This is a genomic window from Allokutzneria oryzae, from assembly GCF_042429765.1.
GTDB lineage: Bacteria > Actinomycetota > Actinomycetes > Mycobacteriales > Pseudonocardiaceae > Allokutzneria > Allokutzneria oryzae.
This window is the reverse complement of sequence record NZ_JBHLZU010000010.1, coordinates 63,591-84,779: the sequence shown is the minus strand read 5'-3', so window position 1 is coordinate 84,779 and position 21,189 is coordinate 63,591. Positions and strand designations below refer to the sequence as shown.

The 21,189-nt window shown below is 68.9% G+C and carries 24 protein-coding genes and 1 tRNA gene; 14 read left to right on the top strand and 11 right to left on the bottom strand.

Annotated elements, in window-relative coordinates:
• The first annotated feature begins 36 nt into the window (after window positions 1-36).
• A complete protein-coding gene (locus ACFFQA_RS11620) occupies window positions 37-1,572 on the top strand; it encodes a tetratricopeptide repeat-containing diguanylate cyclase (protein ID WP_377851787.1) in 1,536 nt (511 codons plus the stop codon).
• 22 nt (window positions 1,573-1,594) lie between these two features.
• Here ACFFQA_RS11620 and ACFFQA_RS11615 read toward each other — a convergent pair whose 3' ends face one another.
• Together ACFFQA_RS11615 and ACFFQA_RS11610 are read right to left on the bottom strand one after the other, a co-directional pair.
• Window positions 1,595-2,242 (bottom strand): response regulator, encoded by a 648-nt coding sequence (locus ACFFQA_RS11615; RefSeq protein ID WP_030427006.1) that lies wholly within the window; start codon window positions 2,240-2,242, stop codon window positions 1,595-1,597.
• A 164-nt stretch (window positions 2,243-2,406) separates the two neighbouring features.
• Entirely contained in the window at window positions 2,407-3,057 is a 651-nt protein-coding gene (locus tag ACFFQA_RS11610) for an N-acetylmuramoyl-L-alanine amidase (protein WP_377851786.1), read from the bottom strand.
• A gap of 142 nt (window positions 3,058-3,199) precedes the next feature.
• Between ACFFQA_RS11610 and ACFFQA_RS11605 the strand changes: the two genes are divergently transcribed.
• A tRNA-Arg gene (locus ACFFQA_RS11605) sits at window positions 3,200-3,275 on the top strand.
• Between the two features lie 135 nt (window positions 3,276-3,410).
• Here the strand turns inward: ACFFQA_RS11605 and ACFFQA_RS11600 are convergent.
• A complete protein-coding gene (locus ACFFQA_RS11600) occupies window positions 3,411-3,605 on the bottom strand; it encodes a site-specific integrase (protein WP_377851785.1) in 195 nt (64 codons plus the stop codon).
• Window positions 3,606-3,706: 101 nt separating this feature from the next.
• On the opposite strand from ACFFQA_RS11600, the gene ACFFQA_RS11595 reads away from it, so the two are divergent.
• Entirely contained in the window at window positions 3,707-4,525 is an 819-nt protein-coding gene (locus tag ACFFQA_RS11595) for a glycosyltransferase family 2 protein (RefSeq protein WP_377851784.1), read from the top strand.
• A gap of 127 nt (window positions 4,526-4,652) precedes the next feature.
• Here the strand turns inward: ACFFQA_RS11595 and ACFFQA_RS11590 are convergent, their stop codons facing one another.
• From ACFFQA_RS11590 to ACFFQA_RS11580, 3 genes are all read right to left on the bottom strand, one after another.
• Window positions 4,653-4,802 (bottom strand): hypothetical protein, encoded by a 150-nt coding sequence (locus ACFFQA_RS11590; RefSeq protein WP_377851783.1) that lies wholly within the window; start codon window positions 4,800-4,802, stop codon window positions 4,653-4,655.
• Window positions 4,803-5,468: 666 nt separating this feature from the next.
• Window positions 5,469-5,741, bottom strand: a complete 273-nt coding sequence (locus ACFFQA_RS11585) for a hypothetical protein (RefSeq protein WP_377851782.1) — start codon at window positions 5,739-5,741, stop codon at window positions 5,469-5,471.
• Between the two features lie 132 nt (window positions 5,742-5,873).
• Window positions 5,874-6,056: a GntR family transcriptional regulator gene (locus ACFFQA_RS11580; RefSeq protein WP_377851781.1), complete on the bottom strand. Its 183-nt coding sequence runs from the start codon at window positions 6,054-6,056 to the stop codon at window positions 5,874-5,876.
• A gap of 43 nt (window positions 6,057-6,099) precedes the next feature.
• Here ACFFQA_RS11580 and ACFFQA_RS11575 point away from each other — a divergent pair, with 43 nt between their 5' ends.
• A complete protein-coding gene (locus ACFFQA_RS11575) occupies window positions 6,100-6,522 on the top strand; it encodes a hypothetical protein (RefSeq protein WP_377851780.1) in 423 nt (140 codons plus the stop codon).
• Window positions 6,523-6,793: 271 nt separating this feature from the next.
• Here the strand turns inward: ACFFQA_RS11575 and ACFFQA_RS11570 are convergent, their stop codons facing one another.
• From ACFFQA_RS11570 to ACFFQA_RS11560, 3 genes are all read right to left on the bottom strand, one after another.
• Window positions 6,794-7,291, bottom strand: coding sequence for a DUF4232 domain-containing protein (locus ACFFQA_RS11570; protein ID WP_377851779.1), 498 nt, complete (start codon window positions 7,289-7,291; stop codon window positions 6,794-6,796).
• A gap of 139 nt (window positions 7,292-7,430) precedes the next feature.
• Window positions 7,431-9,383, bottom strand: coding sequence for an ABC transporter ATP-binding protein (locus tag ACFFQA_RS11565; protein ID WP_377852248.1), 1,953 nt, complete (start codon window positions 9,381-9,383; stop codon window positions 7,431-7,433).
• A 20-nt stretch (window positions 9,384-9,403) separates the two neighbouring features.
• Window positions 9,404-9,979, bottom strand: a complete 576-nt coding sequence (locus ACFFQA_RS11560; protein WP_377851778.1) for a TetR/AcrR family transcriptional regulator — start codon at window positions 9,977-9,979, stop codon at window positions 9,404-9,406.
• 141 nt (window positions 9,980-10,120) lie between these two features.
• On the opposite strand from ACFFQA_RS11560, the gene ACFFQA_RS11555 reads away from it, so the two are divergent.
• Window positions 10,121-11,041, top strand: coding sequence for an erythromycin esterase family protein (locus tag ACFFQA_RS11555; protein WP_377851777.1), 921 nt, complete (start codon window positions 10,121-10,123; stop codon window positions 11,039-11,041).
• 235 nt (window positions 11,042-11,276) lie between these two features.
• Here the strand turns inward: ACFFQA_RS11555 and ACFFQA_RS11550 are convergent, their stop codons facing one another.
• The gene (locus tag ACFFQA_RS11550; RefSeq protein WP_377851776.1) at window positions 11,277-11,630 is read right to left on the bottom strand and encodes a VOC family protein; all 354 of its coding nucleotides are present in this window, start codon (window positions 11,628-11,630) and stop codon (window positions 11,277-11,279) included.
• A 147-nt stretch (window positions 11,631-11,777) separates the two neighbouring features.
• On the bottom strand, window positions 11,778-13,103 hold the full coding sequence (locus ACFFQA_RS11545) for an aminotransferase-like domain-containing protein (RefSeq protein WP_377851775.1): 1,326 nt from the start codon (window positions 13,101-13,103) through the stop codon (window positions 11,778-11,780).
• Between the two features lie 71 nt (window positions 13,104-13,174).
• Between ACFFQA_RS11545 and ACFFQA_RS11540 the strand changes: the two genes are divergently transcribed.
• The 9 genes from ACFFQA_RS11540 to ACFFQA_RS11500 all read left to right on the top strand — a co-directional run bounded on the left by ACFFQA_RS11540 (window position 13,175) and on the right by ACFFQA_RS11500 (window position 20,362).
• Window positions 13,175-13,981 (top strand): alpha/beta fold hydrolase, encoded by an 807-nt coding sequence (locus ACFFQA_RS11540; RefSeq protein WP_377851774.1) that lies wholly within the window; start codon window positions 13,175-13,177, stop codon window positions 13,979-13,981.
• 5 nt (window positions 13,982-13,986) lie between these two features.
• Window positions 13,987-14,748, top strand: a complete 762-nt coding sequence (locus tag ACFFQA_RS11535; protein WP_377851773.1) for an SDR family oxidoreductase — start codon at window positions 13,987-13,989, stop codon at window positions 14,746-14,748.
• 352 nt (window positions 14,749-15,100) lie between these two features.
• Window positions 15,101-16,507 carry an alpha/beta hydrolase gene (locus tag ACFFQA_RS11530; RefSeq protein ID WP_377851772.1) on the top strand — a complete coding sequence of 469 codons (1,407 nt, stop codon included), beginning with the start codon at window positions 15,101-15,103 and terminating at the stop codon, window positions 16,505-16,507.
• An 18-nt stretch (window positions 16,508-16,525) separates the two neighbouring features.
• Window positions 16,526-17,611 carry a sensor histidine kinase gene (locus ACFFQA_RS11525; protein WP_377851771.1) on the top strand — a complete coding sequence of 362 codons (1,086 nt, stop codon included), beginning with the start codon at window positions 16,526-16,528 and terminating at the stop codon, window positions 17,609-17,611.
• Window positions 17,608-18,249, top strand: a complete 642-nt coding sequence (locus ACFFQA_RS11520; protein ID WP_377851770.1) for a response regulator — start codon at window positions 17,608-17,610, stop codon at window positions 18,247-18,249. The genes ACFFQA_RS11525 and ACFFQA_RS11520 overlap by 4 nt, the downstream gene beginning before the upstream one ends.
• Before the next feature lie 24 nt (window positions 18,250-18,273).
• Complete coding sequence (locus tag ACFFQA_RS11515) at window positions 18,274-18,774, top strand: GNAT family N-acetyltransferase (protein ID WP_377851769.1); 501 nt, start codon at window positions 18,274-18,276, stop codon at window positions 18,772-18,774.
• Window positions 18,775-18,942: 168 nt separating this feature from the next.
• Window positions 18,943-19,611, top strand: a complete 669-nt coding sequence (locus ACFFQA_RS11510; RefSeq protein WP_377851768.1) for a TetR/AcrR family transcriptional regulator — start codon at window positions 18,943-18,945, stop codon at window positions 19,609-19,611.
• 48 nt (window positions 19,612-19,659) lie between these two features.
• Window positions 19,660-19,899 (top strand): hypothetical protein, encoded by a 240-nt coding sequence (locus ACFFQA_RS11505; protein WP_377851767.1) that lies wholly within the window; start codon window positions 19,660-19,662, stop codon window positions 19,897-19,899.
• A 10-nt stretch (window positions 19,900-19,909) separates the two neighbouring features.
• Window positions 19,910-20,362: a flavodoxin family protein gene (locus ACFFQA_RS11500; protein ID WP_377851766.1), complete on the top strand. Its 453-nt coding sequence runs from the start codon at window positions 19,910-19,912 to the stop codon at window positions 20,360-20,362.
• Window positions 20,363-21,189 lie beyond the last annotated feature (827 nt).

Sequence of the window (21,189 nt, the reverse complement as noted above, 5' to 3'; positions counted from 1 at the left end):
TCGCGATAGCCGGGGTCAGGGGATGCCGAGGGCGTAGTGGATCACGACGAGCCGCTGGCAGCGGGACAGATCCCGCGACAGGACCGCGAGGTGCGGTTCCTGCTGGACTCCGGCCGCGTCGCGGAGGCCAACACGCTCTTCGACGACGTCGTCGCGCGCACCCCGGCCGCGGGCGGCAACCGCTGGCGCAGGGCGACGGTTCTGGTCTACCGCGCGGTGGTCGCCTGGCGGCTGAGCCGCATCCCGCTCGCGCTCGAACTGGCCGCCGAGGGCTGGACCGAGCTCGACGCCGAGCGCCCCGAGGGCGCCCCGGCCGCGCAGACCATCGGCATGCTGGGCTACCTGCTCGACGGCATCGGCCACCGCCGCGCCGCGCTGGACATGATGCGGCTGTCGGTGCAGGTCGCCAGGGAGGCTGGCCACGACCACACACTCGCCCACTGCCTGCAACGGCTGGGCGGAACCCTCAACTTCCGCGCCGTCGACGCCCCGCCGGAGACGGCGAGGCAGATCTTCGGCGAGGCGGCGACGCTGCTGGAGCAGGGCCTTGGGCTGATCAGCGAGGGCTACGTGCACCGCGCGCTGCTCGGCGCCTACTCCCGCTCGCTCGCGGGCATCGGCGACCTGGACCAGGCGGAGAAGACCGCGATCCGCGCGGGCGAGCTGGCGCGGCGGGTCGAGGACTGGTGGGGCCAGGCGGTCAGCCACTGGGTGCTCGCCACGGTCCAGCGCGAGCGCGGCGAGCTGTCGGAGGCGCGCACGCTGGCCGCGCGGGCGGTCACCGAGGCGGAGCGGATCAACGACACCTCGCTGCTGTTCCGGTTCTCCCTGGACCTTGCCGACATCTGCAACTCACTCGGCGACGCGGTCGGCGAGGCGGAGGCGCTGCGCAGGAGCCTCAAGTCCAGCCGCAAGGCCGTCGAGACGTTGCAGGAAGGGCTCGGCCAGGCCCTTGAGCAGCGCAGACTCGCCGTGCAGGCGCAGCGGCTGGCGATGGCGGCCCAGGAGGCGGCGGCCCGTGACCCGCTGACCGGGCTGGCGAACCGGCTCGGACTGGAACGCGCCGCGCCTCAGCTGTTGGAACGCACGGCGGCGCGCGGACGGCTGCCGTGGCTGGTCCTGGTGGACGTGGACTGGTTCAAGGGCGTCAATGACGACGCGGGCCACGCGGCCGGGGACGCGGCGCTGCGCGAGATCGCCCAGCTGCTGCGGCGCGAGTGCCGCACCGACGACCTGGTGGCGCGCTGGGCGGGCGACGAGTTCGTGGTGCTGCTGGTGGACGCGACCGAGGACCGGCACAACGTCGGCCCGGTGGTGGCCGAACGGATCCGCGCCGCGGTGGACAACCACGACTGGTCGATGGTGGTCGGCAGCATCAGGAGGCCGACGGTGAGCATCGGCGTCGCGGCGGGACCGGCCAAGCTGGACCAGCTGTTCGCGGCCGCCGACATCGCGCTCTACCGGGCGAAACGGCACGGCAGGAACCGGGTGGAGGTCCACCCGACGGTGGGCGGCGGGGACGGGACGGCCGCACCGCTGCCCGGAGCGGGGCAACCCGCCGGCCTGGAGTAGCCCAGACCGACGGGTCACCCGATCAAGCGATCAGTCCTCCGCGGTACGCGACCAGCGCGGCCTGCACCCGGTTGACGGCTCCTATCTTGCCGAGCACCGAGGAGACGTAGCCCTTCACCGTGGCCTCGGACAGGTGCAGGGCGCCCCCGATCTCGGCGTTGGACATGCCCTGCCCGATGAGCGCGAGCACCTCCCGCTCGCGCTCGGACAGGGACCCGAGCAGCGTCCGCGCGGGCTCGGCGGCGCGCTCGCCGTTGGCGACCGCGGCCAGCACCCGCGCGGCCACCCCGGGATCGAGCACGGCGCCGCCCCGAGCGACGTCGCGCACCGCCCGGACGAGCTGGGCGGGCTCGGTGTCCTTCAGCAGGAAACCACTGGCACCGAGGCGCAGGGCCTCGCTGACGTACTCGTCGATGTCGAAGGTGGTCAGCATCGCGACCCGAGGCGGGTCCGGCAGCGCACGCAGCCGTCGCAGGGCGGACAGGCCGTCCGTGGTGCGCATGCGGATGTCCAGCAGGACCACGTGCGGGCGCAGTTGCCGCACCCGGTCCACCACCAGGCAACCGTCGTCACACTCTCCGACAACCTCGATGTCACCGGCACTTGACAAGATCATTCTTAGGCCGGATCGAACGAGGTCCTCGTCATCCACCAACAGAACTTTGATCACGGACGCCTCCCCGACTGACGCGTCGTGTTCACGGGCTAGTACCGGCGAGCAGTATCACCCACCGGCGTTACGGTCCGGTTATCTCACCACGTCAGGGGCTCCGGCGCGACACCCAGTCGGGGAAGAGCGACAAACGGAGTGTTACGAGCGGCGAGCCACGTGCGTCATCCCAGCTTCTGGGCGACCTCCTGCCTCAGCTTTGGCAACATGCTGTAAAGCTTGTTGCCAGGGCAGTCAGTGTCGTTGTAGTCGCGGTGCCCCTTGATGTTGGACACCTTGATTCCGTACTGCTGGCAGATGTAGGCGCACATGGTCACCAGCGAGGCCCACAGCTGGTCCGGCGGCGTGACCGTGTGGTAGGTCCCCTCGTTCTCGATCCCGATGTGCGTGTCGTTGTGCCCGCCCACGTGAGCACCGAGAACGTGCTGCTTGCCACCCTTGAGCGCGCTCAGGCTGCGGTGTCTGCCCTCCAGGACGTGCCCGCCTCGGCTGATCGTGAACTGCTGCCCGCTGTCGATCCAGCGGTTGCTGTCCATGTGGTGGTTCTGGATCGACCGCGCCATGGAGTAGGCGTGGGCCTTGCTGTGGTCGGTGGAGTTCGGCCCCTCCGTCTGGTGCACGATCAGCACGGTCGGCTTGTGGTCGAGCAGCTGCGGCGTGGACTTGGCGGGCCGGGCTCCCCAGGTCGAGCAGCTGGCGATGCTCGGGGCGGGGACGGCGAGTGCGGGGGTCGCGGCGTACAGCCCGGCCCCCACGACCAGGCCGGCGCTTGCGACGCCACGGAGCAGGGTGCGGCGGGACAGTTCGATCTCCATCGGAACCTCCGCGGTTCGGAAACAAGGTTGCCAAACTTTTTCCCACCCGGCGCCCTCTTGGTCAATGAGCAACCTTTGATGCGGCTGGACAGCCCTCCCGCCACCCGGCTTCGCGGCGGTCGTATGATCTAGTCGGTAGCACGCCCTCGTAGCTCAGGGGATAGAGCATCGGTTTCCTAAACCGTGTGTCGCAGGTTCGATTCCTGCCGGGGGCACCACGCAAGAAGGCCCCTCACCAGGCAAAACCCGGTGAGGGGCCTTCGTCGTGCTGTGCGGCCCTGAGCGGCGTCCCGCGTCGTCCCTGCCGAATACGTGCCGAAGTTCGGCAGGGACGACGCGGGACGTCCTGCGGCTCAGCGGGCATCGAAGGCCGCTGTGATCTTCTTGCGCGCCTGGGCATCCTGGCCGTCAAGCACCTGCGCGTAGACCTCTTGCAGCACCGCGACTGAGTTTCCGGCCCACTGTGCGACCAACGGGAGGTCTCCCGTCACGAGCAGCCACATGGAGAGGCACGCATGCCGCAGGTCGTACGGACGCTCGACGAGCACCGAGGCGAACACCTCCGGGGTGAACGTCCGCTTGCGGGCGCCCGTCCAGACCCGGTGCCACGTCGAGGCCGAGACTGTAACTCCTCCAGGACGGAAGCTTTATGCCCACGATCTCGATAATCACGGCTGCCTACGCTCCTAGTGCGGCCTACCTGGGTGAAACTATTAGCAGCGTCGAACAGCAGGATTTGCCAGCGGGTTGGACGTTGGAGTGGATTGTCCAAGAGGATGGTGCAACCCCGTCGCTCGCTCACCATTTCGCCGGGGTGCCTCACGTCTCCTACGAGGCCAGCGGTGCCCAGCTGGGAATTGCAGCGACGAGAAACCTGGCCCTGTCTCGGGCATCGGGTGACGTGATTCAGGTACTCGACTCCGATGACGTACTACTTCCGGGGGCACTCGCGTCGGTGATCCCCTGCTTCGAGGACGATCGCGTCCATTGGGCAGTCGGCCAGGCAGATGATCTCTTGCCGGACGGGAAGCGCGTTTCCTGGGAATCGGCCCTCCCCTACGGATTGGTATCAGCAGGTGAAGTCAACAAGTGGGCCGAGAAGCACGAGGGGAATTGGCCCATTCACTGTGCAGGACTAGCGCTTCGCGCGACTTCTTTGAGGGCGATTGGCGGATGGGTCGGCTTGCCCTCAGATGAGGATATTGCCATGTTTGCCGCGCTCTCCGAGATAGCAGACGGGTACAACTTCGATGGAGTGACCTGGCTCTACCGGCAGCACCCTCAGCAAATCACCCGATCCGCCAGCACGCGACACTTGAGCGAGCATTGCCGACGCCTTGCAATGCAACGCGTGAAGGCAGTGCGACTAATGGATTCGCGGTTCGGCACCAACCGAGCAACAGGCTTCGGTCACGACGTGCATTCGGTTGACGTTGGCCCGGCGATCAAACAACAGCCCAAGGCGTGAAACGAAAAATAGCCCCCTCACCAGGCATAACCCGGTGAGGGGCCTTCGTCGTGTTGTGCGGTTGTATGCGGCCGCGAGCGACCCTAGGCGGCCGTTCTTCCCGAATACGCCCCGAAGTTCGGGACGGTCATCCCCACCCCAGGGCCTCCGTGACCTTCTTGCGCCGCAGGGCGTCTTGGCCGTGCAACACCTGCGCGTAGACCTCCTGAAGCACCGCGATCGAGTTGCCCGCCCAGCTCGCCACGAGCGCCAGGTCCCCCGTCGTCAGCAGCCACATGGAGAGCGCCGCATGCCGCAGGTCGTAGGGACGCTCCGCGAGCGGAGACGCAACGACTTCCGGCGTAAAGGCGCGCTCACGTGCTCCCGTCCATACGCGGTGCCACGTGGACGGTGAGACCTCAGGCGGATGATCTCCTGCCGGACAGGAAGCGCGTCAGCTGGGAATCGACTCTTCCTCACGGACTGATGTCAGCCGGGGAAGTCAACAGCTGAGCCGAGAAGAGTTTCTCTGAGTGACAGCCCGACAAGGCGATCATCAAGCGGCCGAAAAGTATTGCTGCGAAATCTGCATGGTAAGCATGCGTAAGACCTAGCAACGATAGGACGGGCCGCCCCTTACCTGACCTAAGCGGGCATGATGCGAAGGCTGCCCCAATATCCAGGGACGCGCTTCAGCCCACACCTGTCGGGCGGCTGCGTGGGCTCAGCCGTGGCTCCCCCAACGCGTCCAACGACTGCGTGCCGAAACGATGCGAAGAGGTGTCTCAAGACTCGACTTTCGCTGGCAAGAGCCTTGCAGTGCGGCGCACTGCAAATCCGTCGCGAAAACTTCAGAGGTTCGAGTTCTCTATTCTCCACTCGTAGCATAAAGCCCCCGTTACCAGCACGAACCGGTCGCGGGGGCTTTGTTGTGCTGCCTGGCTTGTGGCCAGGACGAGTCTTGTCAGCCGATGAACCTCTCCTCGACACCGCGGTCGCGACGCTCGTCGTCCCAGTTGCACCACGCGTCGCTGTACTGGCGGTTCACCACCCACGGACCGACGTTCTTGTAGTTCGTGTTGCCGCACCTGACCCAGGTCCGGTACTGCCATCCGGCCGGGACGCCGTAGCAGACTCCCGTCGCACCGTTCGGGGACTTCGGGTTCCCGTAACAGTCCAGCACGGAGCGCTGTGAGCCCGCGGCCGCAGACCCGCTGAAGCCCACGACGCCGCTCATCAGAGCGGATATCGCCCCGAACGAAATAATCACTCGCGTTAGTTTAGACATGAATCTCCTTGTTTACCGCTGAGTCTCTCGTGCGAGAAACATGCCAAAACTCGACCGGGCAAGACTCGAAGTCAAGGACATTCAACAACCGAAACAGCCTCGACCGGGCTTCACGACGAACAGCCTGTCGTGGGCAACCTCGAACCGGGCGGCAAGCTCGGACTCGGACGGCATGGGCGCGCCCAGCGCAAGGTCGCCGACCTCGATCAGCCGGATCAGCTGCGCCGCGATCTTCCGGAGGATCGCGCGCTCCCCACCGATCATTGTGTCCCCGCGTCGCGGCTATCCCGCGCACGAGCGCGCTGCAATGCTCGCGGGCGCACCGACCCCTGCGACAGGCAACGCCTTCCTGGTGACCTACGGCATCATCGCCGCGGTCGCCCTCGTGGTCCTTGTCACGATGGCGCTGGCCACCCGCAGCCAGGTCCGCCGCGCTCGAAGGTTGCCAGATGCCTTGCACGACAAGGGGTTCGGGCGCGTGGCAGTGCATTCTCTTGTGGGACACGTGGTGGCGGCTGGTGTGCTGTACGCGGCGGTGTTCGGCGGGGTCGGCGCACTCGGCTACGGCGGCTGGCTGCCGCTGGACGTGGCATTCCAAGCGCTGCCGGACGTCACCGTTGTCGTACTGGTCGCTGTGGCATTCCTGGTGGTGCGAGGGATGGCGTGGCTCGCACTGGCGTCCGCGCGCGGCAACCGCGCTCGCCGGACGCTCGCCGTCGGGCGAGAATGAGGATCTGTACCACCGGCAAGCGGTCATCGCCGGAGAGTCCGTGCTCCGACCGGTGACGGAAACGCTCACCGAAGCGCGCATCGCGCCCCTCGACCAACGACTTCGGCTGCCGCCCGTGGCCGGCCGGAGCACGGCGAGGTCGAAGATCAAAACCTGAAGTGCCTGCCACGGGCGCCACAAGAGCAAGCCCTGACCAGCGAGCTGGTCAGGGCTTGATCTCTTTCGTCGCCGTTGGCGAGGCGCAAGCCGCGGCAGCAAGCTCCCGCCGGGGTCAGCCCACGGCGGGGCCGACCACGGAGTGCGCGATCGCACCGTTGTTGCCGATCGCACCGCCCGACCACGCGACCTCGCTGAGCTGCTCGGCGCCCGGCAGGCGCAGCGTCAGCTTCGCCGGGACCACGTCGCCCTGCCCCAAGCCCCGGGTCCAGGTGGTGTCGACCGCGGCGACGTAGCCGGGCTCGCCGCCGACCTTCTCGACCGGGCCGCTCTGGGTCTCCATGGGCGTGGTGGTCAGCGGCTTGCCGTCTGCGCCGGTGAACCGCAGGTCGGTCAGGAAGCCCTCGAAGGTGCACGCCCGCTCGCCGACGATGGTGAGCAGCAACTGGGCGCTGGCCTGGTTGCCCTCCCCCGTCATCCCCATCGTGACCTCGACGTCCGCCGCCTCGCAGCGCGGCAGCTCCGCGGCGTTGGCCGAGGCAGCTCCCACACCCAGGCCGAACATCGGGACAAGCAGGGCGGCGAGCGCGGCGGTCCGCATCGGACGGTTCATCGAACTCCTCCTCGGTCTCAGTGACGCTGACATCAGGTGCGATGCCGCCACCGGGAGAAGAGTTGGGACGAATCCGTGTGACCCAGAACACACGACACGGTCCACTTCGGACGGTCGCACGCAGGCGATCCCCCGTGGATCAACAACCGGCTGGGACCTCGTCCAGGTACGCCCGGGCCTGCAGCGTGAACAGCTCGGCGTAGCCCTCCTTCGCCGCCATCAGCTCTTCGTGCGTGCCGTACTCGGCGACTTTTCCATTTTCCAGCAACAGGATTCGCTCCGCCTGGCGCACGGTCGAGAACCGGTGGGAGATGTAGAGCGTGGTTCGGCCGGAGGCCAGTTCCCGCAGCCGCGAGAACAGGTCGTGCTCCGCCTGGGCGTCCAGGGCCGAGGTCGGCTCGTCGAGGATGAGCAGTGGGGCTTCGCGGTGGAAGGCCCGCGCAAGGGCGATCTTCTGCCATTCGCCGCCGGACAGGCTCACGCCCTGGTCGAACCAGCGGCCGAGCGGGCTGTCGTAGCCACGAGGCAGGCGCTCGATCCGCTCGTCCGTGCCCGCGCGGCGCGCCGACTCCTCGATGTGGGGGCGGTCTTCCAGGCGGTCCAGGTCGCCGAGGCCGATGTTCTCGGCCGCGGTTCCCTGGTAGGTCACGTAGTCCTGGAACATCGCGCTGATCTGGCGGCGGAGCTCGACCGGGTCGTACTCGCGGATGTCCACGCCGTCCAGCAGGATCTGGCCGCTGGTCGGGTCGTAGAGCCTGCACAGCAGCTTGAACAGGGTCGACTTGCCCGCGCCGTTGCGGCCGACCACCGCCACCGTCTCGCCGGGCCGGATCTCGAAGCTCACGCCGTCGAGCGCCGGTTCGTCCGCTCCGGGGTAGGTGAAGGTCACCGACCGGAACTCGATGTGACCGTCCACTGTGGATGGAAATGGCCGCGGCTCGGCGGGAGCGCTGATTTCCGGCTTGGTGTCGAGGAACTTGTAGAGCGTGTCGAGGTAGAGGTTGTTCTCGTACATCCCGGAGAAAGCCGTGAACAGACCGGAGACGGACGTCTGCACCGCCGTCGCCGCGGCCGTGTACAGCGCGAGGTCGCCGAGGGTGAGTCGGCCGCCAACCGCCTCCAGTGCGATGTAGAGGGCGATCACCGAACCCGTCAGCGTGCTCAGCAACCCCCACGTTGTCGAGGCCGCATTGCTCTTGACCGTCAGCTTCCGTTGCCGCTCATAGGAAACCTCGCCGAGCTTGCGGAAGCGGTCGACGAAGTACGGCCCGAGGCCGAAGAGCTTGGTCTCCTTGGCGTAGTTGTCCGTTGTGACCAAAGAGGACAGATAGTCCATGCGGCGTTTGATCGGCGACATCAGGAACGTCTGCCAGAAGGTGCGCGCGCCGTACTTGGACTGCGAGAGGAACGCCGGGATCGGTGCCAGCAGCGCGACGACGGCGAGAACCGGGCTGATCACCACGAGCAGCACGATCATGCTGCTGAACGTGATCGTCATGCGCACCAGGCCCAGCGCGGAGTTCATCATCGACAGCGGGCGGCGCGGCGCTTCCTGCGCGGCCTGGCGGAGCACGTCATAGGACGCTGAGCCCTCGAAGTAGGCGAGGTGGAGCTCACTGGCGTGCGCCATCACCTGGTGGCGAACCGTCAGGGTCATGCGCTCTTGGAGCAGTGTCTGAGCGACCGTCGTGAGCGCGCTGCTGATCGCCGTCAGTGCCAGCACCCCGAACTGGATCACAGCGACCCGCACGATGTCGGTCGTGGTGGCTTGGTGCTGGATCGCCGCGACGACGGAGTCCAACAGGAGCTTCGCGACGTAGGCGGTGACTGTCGGCAGCAGACCGGACAGCAACGTGATCAGCGTGATCAGGATCGTCAGCGCGGGGCTCGCCTGCCACGTCAGCCTGGCAACCTTCGGCAGTCCGCGCACCGTGCCCGCGATCGACGTGCGCATACGGGCAAGCCGCGACTTCAGGTCCTTCGGCTTCTCCGGGGACGGCGCCTCCGGAATGTCCACCGGGCCGGTCAGCCCGCTGTCGGGGACGGTCGCCGCCGCGCGCCTCTTGCCGCGGCGCGCGAGCATGAACTCCAGTCCCCCGCCTCCCTCTGGTATCACGCGACCTCCACGGCGCCGTGCAGGAAGACATCGACGACCTGGCGGATGCTGGGGCCTCCGTCATCGGGGTTCAGCCTGCTGCGGCTGAAGAGCAGGGACAGGAACAGCGACGCGAGCTGGTCGGCGGGCAGCCGCAGACGGTCCTTCTCCGGATCGAAGAGCTCGGTCATGGCTCCCCGCATCGCGGTCATCGACGCGCGGCGACCACCGGTTCCGCGTCCTGGCTGGCTCGGGTCGCGGCGGCGCCCCCGACCGGTCGGGTGCAGGGCGGCCATCAGCGCGCTCATCCGCTCCAGGTGGGCGCCGAGCGCCTCCGCGGCCTCGACGAGCCGCTCCGCCAGCGGCTGGTCGACGGGAATCTCGGCGATCGCGTCAAGGACGGAGTCCGGGCGCAGCGCCTCCAGCGTGCACGCGTCGAACAGCTCGTCCTTGTCCTTGAAAGCGCGGAAGATCGTGCCCTCTCCGATACCGGCCGCGCGGGCGATCTGGCTGGTGGTGACGGCCGCGCCGTGCTCGATCAGCAACGGCAGCACCGCGTGCACGATCATCGAGCGCCGCTGTTCGACGCTCATGCCCGGGGCTCTCCGCCGGGTGCTCTCCTCTGGTGTCATGCGACCAGTGTGCGGAGTGAGCGCTCACTCCGTCAATGAGATTCCCGTCCGGCCGCGCCACGCCTTGACCTGAACCGCTGTTGAGGTACGACGCTGGCGGCCATGACGATCACCGACTGGCTCAACGAGCACGCCCACCCTGTCGCACCGACCCCTTCAGCGGAGTCCGCCGACCTGCTGCCGCTGGGCGACCTGGTGGGTGACGCCGTCGTCGTGGCACTGAGCCAGTCCAGCCGCCAGGCCCGCGAGCTGTCGCTTCTCTCTCACCGAATCCTGAGATTCCTGGTGGAGCACAAGGGTTTTCGGTCAGTGGTGCTTGAAGGTGACGACATGTCGAGCGTCTACCTCGACGACTACGTGCGAAGCGGCGTCGGTGACCCCGAGGAGATCCTCGCCGAAGCGCGTTCCTTCTGGCGCACCGAGGAAATCCTCGGCATGGTCCGCTGGGTGCGCTCCTACAACGAGCGGCATCCCGGCGATCCGGTCCGCATCGCGCACCCGTCGCACTTCCCCGCCGAGCTGGGCAGCCTCACCGAGATCGAGCGCCTGCTGGCGCAGAACACGATCAAGTGGCACGACAGCACGAAGCACAAGATCGTCTACTGGGGCGGCACGGCACACGTCTCGAAGGGCGATCCGAGAACGGTTTCTCCCTCAACGCCAACAGAAACGAGCCGCAATGCCGGAGGCTGGCTCCGCGAGCGCTTCGGCTCCGGCTTCGTGTCGATCGGGATGACGTTCCACCACGGCGACGTGCCCTACCGGGTACCCGCACCGCCCGCCGAGTTCGCCGAGTCGGCCCTGGGCGACGTGGACCTGGACGCGTTCTTCCTCGACCTGCGCGGCGACCACCCCGCGCCGGTGGACGCGTGGCTCCACACGCCGACCAAGACCCGGCTCATCGGACCGCACTACGACTTCGACAACGACGCCGACCACCACCTGGCCGGTGGCTCGTTCGCGGGCTGGTTCGACGTCGTTTTCCATGTGCGCCAGGCATCTTCGGTCCGACTGATCGGCTAAGCCGTGTCCCGCAAGTGGTAACACCACCTCACCACCCCCTGACGCCCTCACCCACGCGCCCCCCGCCCCCCCGGGGTTCGCGTTTTGTAGCCTTAATGCGAAATGAGAGCGCTCTTTCGCGCATTTAGGTGACAAAACGCGCAAACCCCGACCACGCCAGCCAGCCCACGCGCGCACGAGAAGATCGTCACCGACCAGCTCGGCTTCCTGTTGTCACGCCACACCAGCGTCCGGCTCAGACTGGCTGCAAGAACTCCAAGCGGTTCCCGAAGCAGTCGAACACGTGGAACCGGCGGTAGCCGGGAAGGTTCTCGTCCCAGGCAACGGCGATCCCCGCTGTGCTCAATCGCTCGGCGAGCGCGTCGACGTCCTCGACCTGGATGCCGGGATGCGCCTTGCGAGCGGGCCGGAAGTCCTCCTCGACGCCGAGGTGGATTTCCACCTCGGCGCAGCCCACCCACAATCCGCCCCGCGCGGCCAACACCGGGGGCTTGGCGACCTCCCGCATTCCGAGCACATCGACGTAGAACCGGCGGCACTCGTCCTCCGCGCCAACCGGAATCGCGATCTGCACGTGGTGCAACCTCATCGGAACCCCGCCCCCCTTCTCCCCGATCTTGGTCCTACCCGGAAGGGCCTGGGCCGGCGCGGTTCTTCGCGTTTTGTCACCTAAATGCACGAAAGAGCGCTCCCATTTCGCATTTAGGTGACAAAACGCGAAAACGAGGGTCGGGGGTTAGTCGATGCCGAGGGAGTCGGGCGAGCTGCGGGCTATGGCCGCGAGGGTGCGGAGTGCGGCGGCGAGGGTGTCCGGGGGTGGGGCCGAGGTGGCGAGGCGGATCGCGTTGGGGGCGCGGCCCGCTCCGACGGTGTAGGCCGCCGCGGGGCTGACCGCGATGCCCCTGCGGGCCGCCGCGGCGACGAAGGTCTCGGCGCGCCACTCCTCCGGCAGCTCCCACCAGCAGTGGTACGCCTGGGCATCGCCGCTGATCGTGAAGTCGGCGAGGTGGTCGCGGACGATCTTCTGACGGGTCGCCGCGTCGGCGCGCTTGGCCTCCTCGATCACCTTCGTGGTGCCGTCGGACATCCAGCACTCCGCAGCGTCGAGCGCGAAGCCGGGGGCGGACCAGACGCCCGAGCGGACGGCTCCGGCCACGCGGTCGGTCAGCTCCTGCGGGGCGACCACGAAACCGACCGTGAGACCGGGCGAGATCCGCTTGGACAGGCTGTCGACCAGGATCGTGCGCTCCGGGGCGAACGCCGCCAAAGGCGGGACCTCGTCACGGAGGAACGTGTAGATGGTGTCCTCGATCGCGTGGATGTCCAAGCGCCGCAACGTTTCCGCGATCTCCTGGCGGCGGCTGGCCGGCATCGAGAAGCCCAGTGGGTTGTGCAGCGTCGGTTGCAGGTAGACCGCGCGCACGTTGGCGGAGCGCAGGGCGTCCGGGTCGATGCCGTGCTCGTCCACCGGCAGCGGCACGAGGGTGATGCCGAGCCGCGCCGCGATCGCCTTGACCACCGGGTAGGTCAGCGCTTCGACGGCGAGGCGTTCACCCACTGGCACGAGTGCGGCGACGGCGGCGGCGATCGCCTGGCGGCCGTTGCCCGCGAAGACCAGGTTCTGTGGGTCCGGTGCCCAGCCGGTGCGGCTCAACGCGGCGACCGAAGCCTCCCTGAGGGCCGGATTCCCCGTCGCGGCAACGGGTCGCAGCGCCGAGCCGAACACGTCGGGGCGCATCAGGCGCTCCAAGCTGCGGGCGAGCAGCGCGGGTTGCTCCGGCAACACCGAGAAGTTCAGTTCGAGATCGACCCGTGCTTCGCCGGGCTCGGCGAGCGCGGTCTCCAGTGGTGGTTTGCCCGCGCGGACGTACGTGCCCCTGCCGACCTCGCCAACGGCCAGCCCTCGACGCACGAGCTCGCCGTAGACGCGCGCCGCCGTCGAGTTCGCAATGCGGTGCCTGCGCGCGAACTGCCGCTGCGGGATCAACCGCTCGCCCGGCCGGAGGCGGCCGCTGGCGATGTCGGCCGCGATCGCGTCGGCGATCACCCGGTAGTCGTCCACTGCCCCGCCTTATTGCTTCGAGAACATTGCTCTTATTGCACTCGATTATGCCGTTGCTTAGCGTCGATGACATGAGCACTGTAACCCTCGGCGGCATCACCTTCGGCTACGACGACCTGGGAGAGGGCGAGCAGGCGCTCGTCCTCGTGCACGGCCACCCCTTCGACCGCAGCATGTGGCGGCCCCAGGTCGAGCACTTCTCCTCACTGGGCCGCCGAGTGATCGCGGCGGACCTTCGCGGCTACGGCGAAAGCACGGTTGTTCCTGGAAAAACGCTGCTCAGCACGTTCGCTAGGGACATAGCGACGCTGCTTGACCACCTCGGCGTCAAGCGGTTCGTGCTCGGCGGCCTGTCCATGGGCGGGCAGATCGTGATGGAGTGCCACCGGCAGTTCCCGGAGCGGATCAGCGGCTTGGTGCTCGCCGACACCTCAGCGCAGGCGGAGACGTCGGACGGGAGGCGCAACCGTGCCGAGATGGCAGCGCGATTGCTCCGAGAGGGAATGCGCCCATACTCCGAGGAGGTGCTCTGGAAGATGGTCGCCCCCGGCAACGGCGAGGTCGCAGCCGAGCACGTGCTGCGGATGATGCTGAACGCTCCGCCGGAGGGCGCCGCCGCGGCGCTGCTGGGTCGGGCGGAACGGCCGGACTACGTCGAGATGCTCGGCCGGGTCGCGGTGCCCGCGCTCGTCGTGGTCGGCACCGAGGACGAGTACACCCCGATCGGCGACGCCCGGCTCATGCACGAGCGACTGCCGGACTCCACACTGACCGTCGTGGAAGGTGCCGCGCACATGCCGAACCTCGAACGCACCGAGGTGTTCAACCAGGCGTTGCACACTTTCCTCGACCGCATCGCAGCCCGCACAGAACGGTGATCTTTGTGACCAGGCAGAAGACCGTGTTCGTCACCGGCGCCAGCGCAGGATTCGGGGCCGCCATCGTGCGCCGATTCGTCGCGGAGGGCGCCCGCGTCGTCGCCACCGCCCGGCGGGCGGGCAAGCTCGCCGAACTCGCGGACGAGCTGGGCGCGAACGTGCTCCCGATCGAGCTCGACGTGCAGGACCGCGCGGCCGTCGAAGCCGCCGTCGCCACCTTGCCCGCGGAGTTCGCCGAGGTCGACGTGCTGGTGAACAACGCGGGACTGGCGAAGGGCCTTGAGCCGGCGCACAAGGCGGACCTGGACGACTGGGAGCAGATGGTCAACACCAACTGCAAGGGGTTGGTGTACTGCACGCGCGCGCTGCTGCCCGGCATGGTGGCGCGCGGGCGGGGCCACGTGATCAACCTCGGGTCGATCGCGGGGACCTACCCCTATCCCGGCGGCAACGTCTACGGCGCGACCAAGGCGTTCGTGCACCAGTTCAGCCTGAACCTGCGCAGCGATCTGCACGGGACCGGCGTCCGGGTGACCTGCGTGGAGCCGGGCATGTGCGGCGGCACCGAGTTCTCCGTCGTGCGCTTCGACGGCGACGAGAGCAAGGCGGACAACGTCTACGCGGGCATGAAGCCGTTGAGCGCGGAGGACATCGCGGAGTCGGTGCATTGGGTTTCCGCACAGCCTCCGCACTTCAACGTGAACACCATCGAGCTCATGCCGGTGGCGCAGAGCTTCGCGGCCTTCCAGGTCCACCGCGAGAGCTAGAGACACTTGCCCTGGTGGTGGGCCGGCGTGGTGTCACGACTCGGCAGCGAGGACGGCGACCTGGTCCCGGTGCCGCCACAGGGCCCCGGTCCTCGGGCACCGCGCGGACGAGGCCCAACGGAGGGACGAGCTGGACTTCCTCCGGGTCAACGGCCACGTCGACGCGGGGACGGCGACCGGGGAACTGCTGGCGGTTCGACCAGCACCTCGCGGGTGGCGAGACGCTTGAGGTCGGACACCACGGCCGGCTTGGAGCGACCGGACGTCGAGGAGTGGCGGCGCCGCGGCTGGTGGCCGGGATCTATCGAAAGATGGACGAGTTCAGCGCCTCGGCGAGGCCAGGCTCGACGTCATGAGGGCAATGATCACCATGACCGCCGTCGCGGGCCTGCTGGCCGGGCTCGCCACGGCGGCCACCGCCGGGGAACGCGTGACCTGGCGGACCTGCGGGGACGGCATCCAGTGCGCCGACGTCAGCGTCCCGGTGGACTGGGCCCGGCCGAACGGCCCGCGGACGTCCATCGGGCTGGCGAAGCTGCCCGCGCGCGACCAGTCCCGCAAGCTCGGTCCTCTCGTCGCCAACCTCGGCGGCCCCGGCCCGACCGTGCAGTACCTGCCGCAGTTCAAGGACAGCTTCGCCGAGCTGACTCAGTGGTTCGACGTCATCATCTTCGATCCGCGTGGGTTCGGCGCCAGTCAGGGCGTGTCCTGCCCGACCCCGGCGCCGGTCCCGGACTTCGCGCACTGGCCACCGACCGAGCGCACCCCCTACGAGCGCTACGCCGAGGCGAACCGGCACTTCGCCGAGAACTGCACTCCGGCGCTGGGAGCGTTGCGGGACAAGCTGAACAGCTGGCAAGGCGCACACGACCTCGATGCGATCCGGATGGCGCTGGGCGAGCGCAAGCTCAACTACTACGGCAACTCCTTCGGAACCGTCTACGCGCAGAACTACGTGGAACTGTTCGGCGACAAGGTGAACCGGATGTATCTCGACAGCGTGTTCGACCATTCCAACCGTGACCACCGGTCGTGGGCGATGTCGGGAGCCCTTGTCGCGGAAGGGAATCTGCACCGCTTCGCGAAGTGGGCCGAGCGGGAGCCGACCTCCGCGCTGCACGGCAGGGACGTACTCGCGACCTGGGACCGGGTGATCGCGGCGGCGGAACGCGAGCCGATCCCCGCCCCCGGCGCGGAGCCGGGCAGGGTCGTGACCGCGTCGGAGATCGTCTCGCTCGCGCCATCGGGCTTCGAGGCCGCGTGGCCGGACTTCGCCAAGGCGCTCGCCCAGGCCGACAAGGGCGACGCGACGCTGTTCGCCACGCAGCGGCGCGGCGCGAAGGACCCCGACCTGTCCAGGATCGCGCTGTGCTCTGACTTCCCGTACGACGTGAGCTACGACGGCCTCAAGCGGGTGGAGAGCGACGTACAGGCGCGGGCGCCTCGGGTGGGCTACCGGCTGGTGTGGCTGATGGGCTACCACTGCGCCGGGCTGCCGAAGATCGGCGTCTACCCACCGAAGCCGATCAAGGCGAAGAACCTGCCCCCGATCCTGGTCGCCAGCGGCACCTACGACGACGCCACGACGCCGGAGCACGCGAAGCGGGTTTCGGCGCAGCTGCCCGGTTCGCGCTACCTCAGTGCCGAAGGCGGCCACGCGCAGTACTGGGGCGGCCGCAACGCCTGCGTCCGCGACCGGGTGCACCGCTACCTCACCTCCGGCGAGCTGCCCGCGCCCGGCAGCCACTGCGCGGCCTGACTGGTGTACCAACGGAGCATGCCTTCGAGCCGGGACGTCCTCCTCTGCACAGCGACCGCCGCACTCGTCTTCGGCGCGGCGCTCGCGGAGGGCTCCCCTGCCAAGCCGATGGCGCTCGCCGTGCTCAGCGTCGGCGTGGTGGCGCCGCTGATGGCACGCAAGACGCTGCCGCTCACCTCGGCCGGGCTGTCGGTCCTGGTGGCGCTGCTCGGCTTCGCCGTGCCCGGCTGGTCGGGAAAGCTCGTGGCGATGGCGGCGTGCGCCTCGGCCGCCTACCACCGGCCGAACCGGCTCGCCGGGGTGCTGGCGATCTCGGTGCTGGGATTCCTGCTGGTGCCCGCGTTCGTCGCGGCCAAACCGATGGGCACCACCACCGTGCTGACCGAAATGATCATCACGGCGATCGCGCCCGCCGTGGTGGGCTACGCGGTGCGCCTGCGCGGCGAGCGAGCGGAGCAGCTGGCGCGGCTGCACAGAGCGGAGGCGGCCAGAACGGTCGCCGAGGAACGAGCGGGGCTCGCCCGCGAGGTGCACGACGCCGTTGGCCACCACCTGACCGCGATCCGGATGCAGGCGGCAGCGGCGCGGCACGTGCTGACGAACGCGCCACCGGTGGCGACCACGACGCTGGACACGATCAACGACGTGGCCGCACGGGCACTGAGTGAGGTACGGGAAATGCTGGAGACGTTGCGGGACAGGCCCTCTGGGTCACGCATCACCGAGGTCGCCGACCTGGTCGATCTTCTGTCCACATCGGACAGAAAGGTGACCGTCGAGCTGCCGTCCGGGTTGGACCGGCTCCCCGCGCTCGTCGACCACGGCGGGTACCGGCTGGCGCAGGAGGCGTTGACGAACGCGGTCAGGCACGCGGGGGCGAGCACGGTCGCGGTGACCGTCGCGCGCGACGCCGACGCCGTCACGATCACCGTCGAGGACGACGGGCCCGGCACGCCGCCGGACGGCGGGGTCGCCGAGGGCTCGGGCATCAGGGGGATGCGGGAGCGCGCACGGCTGCTCGGCGGGACCCTGACGATCGGCGCGGCGGTCCCGCACGGCTGGCGGGTGCGGGCCGTGCTGCCGGTGCGCGCGGGGCAGCGATGATCCGGGTGCTCGTCGCCGACGACCAGGCCGAGGTCCGCGCGGCGCTGCGGCTGGTGCTCGACGCGGAGCCGGACATCGACGTGGTCGCCGAGGCCGCCGACGGCGCGGAGGCGGTGCGCCGGACCGAGGAGCGGCGGCCGGACGTGCTGGTGCTCGACATCCGGATGCCCCGGCTCGACGGGATCGGCGCGATCACCAGGCTGGCCGGCTCCAGCACGAAGATCATCGCGCTGACCACCTTCGACCTCGACGACTACCTCTTCGGCGCGCTCCGGGCGGGAGCCACCGGCTTCCTGCTCAAGGACTCCGAGCCCCGGCTGCTGCTGGACGCCGTCCGCGCGGCGCACCGGGGGCACGGGCTGATCGACCCCCAGGTGACGCACAAGCTGATCCACCGCTTCGCCCGGCTGAGCCCGCGCCCGGCCACCGAGGAGCTGGACCGCCTCACCCCGAGGGAGCACGAGGTGCTGCTCCAGCTCGCGCGCGGCCTGAGCAACGCCGAGATCGCCCGCGAGCTGTGGATCGAGGAGGGCACGGTCAAGACCCACGTGGTGCGCGTGCTGTCCAAGCTCGGGCTGCGGACCAGGGTGCACGCGGTGATCTACGCCCACGAGCACGGAATCCTGATGCGCGACTGACCGCCTGCCTGCCAGGCTCGCGCGATGACCACTCCCGTCGTGCGGCGACGAACCCCGGAGGACCTGCCCGCCTGTGTGAAGACCATGGCCGACGTGCACGCCGAGGACGGCTACCCCTCGAACTGGCCCACCGATCCGGAGCGCTGGCTGACCCCGGACGAGCTCCTCGGCTGCTGGGTGTCCGTTGAGGACGGTGAGGTGCTCGGGCACGTCGCGCTGCAACGCTTCCCGGACAGCGCACGGGCCCACGTCGCGGTTCCGGACGAGCTGGCCGCGATCACCAGGCTGTTCGTCTCACCGCGGGCACGGCGGCGAGGCGTGGCGAAGGCCCTCGTGGACACCGCCGTCGCCGCGGCGGGCGAGCTGCGCGTCGCCCTGGACGTCGCCGACATCGGGCAGGACGCGATCGCCTTCTACGAGCGCACCGGCTGGCGGCGTGTGGCCAGCGCCCGCATGGACTGGACGCTGCCCGATGGTGAGCGGGCGCTGGTCCACTACTACCTCCGACCGCGCGAGTCGACCTGACCGGCGCGGGCAACACACCGTCCCCCGACAGCGTCACCCGCGCCGACCGGATCGTTCTGCACACCCCCAGGTCGAGCAGAACGGCGATCTGTCCCGAGATTATTACAACCTGTAACAGATAGCCAAGAGGCAATCCGAGCTCACCTCGCGGCCAGCTAGGTTGACCTCGTGAGCAGTGAGCCGTCGTCGCGCCGCCGCCCGGGACCACCACCGAGGCTGAACCGTGAGCTGATCGCCGACGCAGCCATCGCGGTCGGGTTCACCGACCTGACCCTGGCATCGGTCGCCGAGCGGCTCAGCGCGACCCACGCCGCGCTCTACCGGCACGTCGCCGACCGGGACGACCTGGTGGTCGCCGCGGTGGAACGCCTGGTCGCCGGGCTTCCACCGCCCGCCGGCCCGCTCGACTGGCGCACACTGCTGGAGACCGAGACCTGGGCGCTGTGGGACATGTACGCCGACAACCCCGGTGTCGACCAGGTGCTCTGCGCCGTGCCCGCCGCGAGGGAGGTCTTCGTCGGCCGGACGATCACCCTGATCCGGCGGCTGTGCGAGGCGGGCTTCGACGTGGAGTCCGCGGTGCTGGTCGCCGACATCGTGGTGGACTTCGCGCGGGCCTCGGGCGGCACCGCCGCGCGGCTGCACCGGACGAAGACCGGCCAGGTGAAAGACGCGTTGACGCGGGCATGGTCGGACCCGGCGGACCAGGAGACGCTGCGGCTGGTGACCGGGCTGGTGCGGCAGGACCACCGGCCGTGGGCGGCCCGCAAGCTGGAGATCGTGCTCGACGGGATCGCCGTGAGCGTGCCCTGTGCCCGGGACCTGCCTACCAGGTGATCAACCGGGGGTCGCCCGAACGGGTGGGTAGTCGATAACTTCTTTGGGGTGACGAGTGATGAGGTCACCATCAGGTTGAGCCCCGACGAGGCGCTCGTGCTCTTCGACTGGATCTCCCGCACCGACGACCAGGGCGGTCTGGACCCGCTGACCGAGGACCACGCGGAGCGGGTCGCCCTCTCCAGCCTGGCCGCCACCCTGGAGGACCAGGTCATCGACGTCTTCGACCCGGCGTACACGCAGCGGGTGCGCACCGCGCGCCTGCGGCTGACCCGCGACCTGACCTAGCCTCTGCCAGATGCGCCGGCTGCTTCTGGTCCACCACACGCCCTCACCGAACCTGCAGGCCATGTTCGAGGCGGTGGTCTCGGGCGCGACCGACCCGGAGATCGAGGGCGTGGAGCTGGTGCGCAGGCCCGCACTGGCCGCGACCGCCCAGGACGCGCTGGCCGCCGACGGCTTCATCCTGGGGACACCGGTGAACTTCGGGATGATGAGCGGCGCGCTCAAGTGCTTCTTCGACCTGGCGTACTACCCGTGCCTGGACGCCACGCGCGGGCGGCCGTACGGGCTCTACGTCCACGGCAACGACGACACGGCGGGCGCGGTCCGGGGCGTTGAGAAGATCACCACCGGGCTCGCGTGGGAACGCGTCGCCGCACCGGTCTCGGTCACGGCGGGACCGACGAAGGACGAGCTTCGCGCCTGCTGGGAGCTGGGCGCGACGGTCGCGGCCACCCTGATGCCCTGAGGCGCTCGGGGCTCGGCGGGCGTTGGCGTGGTGCCCGTGACCAAGGGCTGGAGCACCACGGAGGACCGCTGCTCAAGGCGGTCAGCAACCGGAGCCTGACCATGGTCGTGTTCTTGGCGGAGCCCGGGGGACGCGGGAGCGCACGCCGTCGACGCCCACGACACCATCCCCGTCGACCACGGCCGTCCCCCGCAGGCGCGCCCCGGCGGATCGACCGCGTCACCCCGGCACCTCTCGGCGTGCAGTGGCCACCGGGTTGATGCCCGAACAACCGGCCCGGCCCGACGCGACGCTAGGACGTTCGGCCGCACAGGTTGCTCCTCTGCCCGGCCCACCTGCATCGAAGGTCTGGTTGACCGGACTTGCGCGCCCTTGACGTCGGCGGGTTCACCGCACTCTCCGGGGAGAGCGGCGCGGCGCGAATTCAATACGTGGGAAAAGCCGGACACGGCTACTCATGGCCAGGAGAAATAACGATCCGGCATCCCCTGAACCGGACATCGGATTCCTCGGGGCAGCGCCGGTCCCGCTCACCGAGACGGCCGCCCTTCTGCCCGAACAAGCCCGGTGAGGCGCCGTATGCAAGCCGAATCAGTAAATGCATGAGCTCGTAGAACGATAGGTGGACAGATTTCACATCAGGACTGTCAAACGGGGCGCGAGAGTGATCGGTTGACTCGCCATCACCAGGTCATACCCTGTTAATTCGTTCACCGAGCAGGCGCAAAGGTGCCAAAGCGAATAGGACCGGTCGCGCCGCTGTTGAGGGGCGGCGGCGAGGGCCAGGCCCAGAGGGCGACCGTGCGCCAGGTCATGACCTGGGGGCA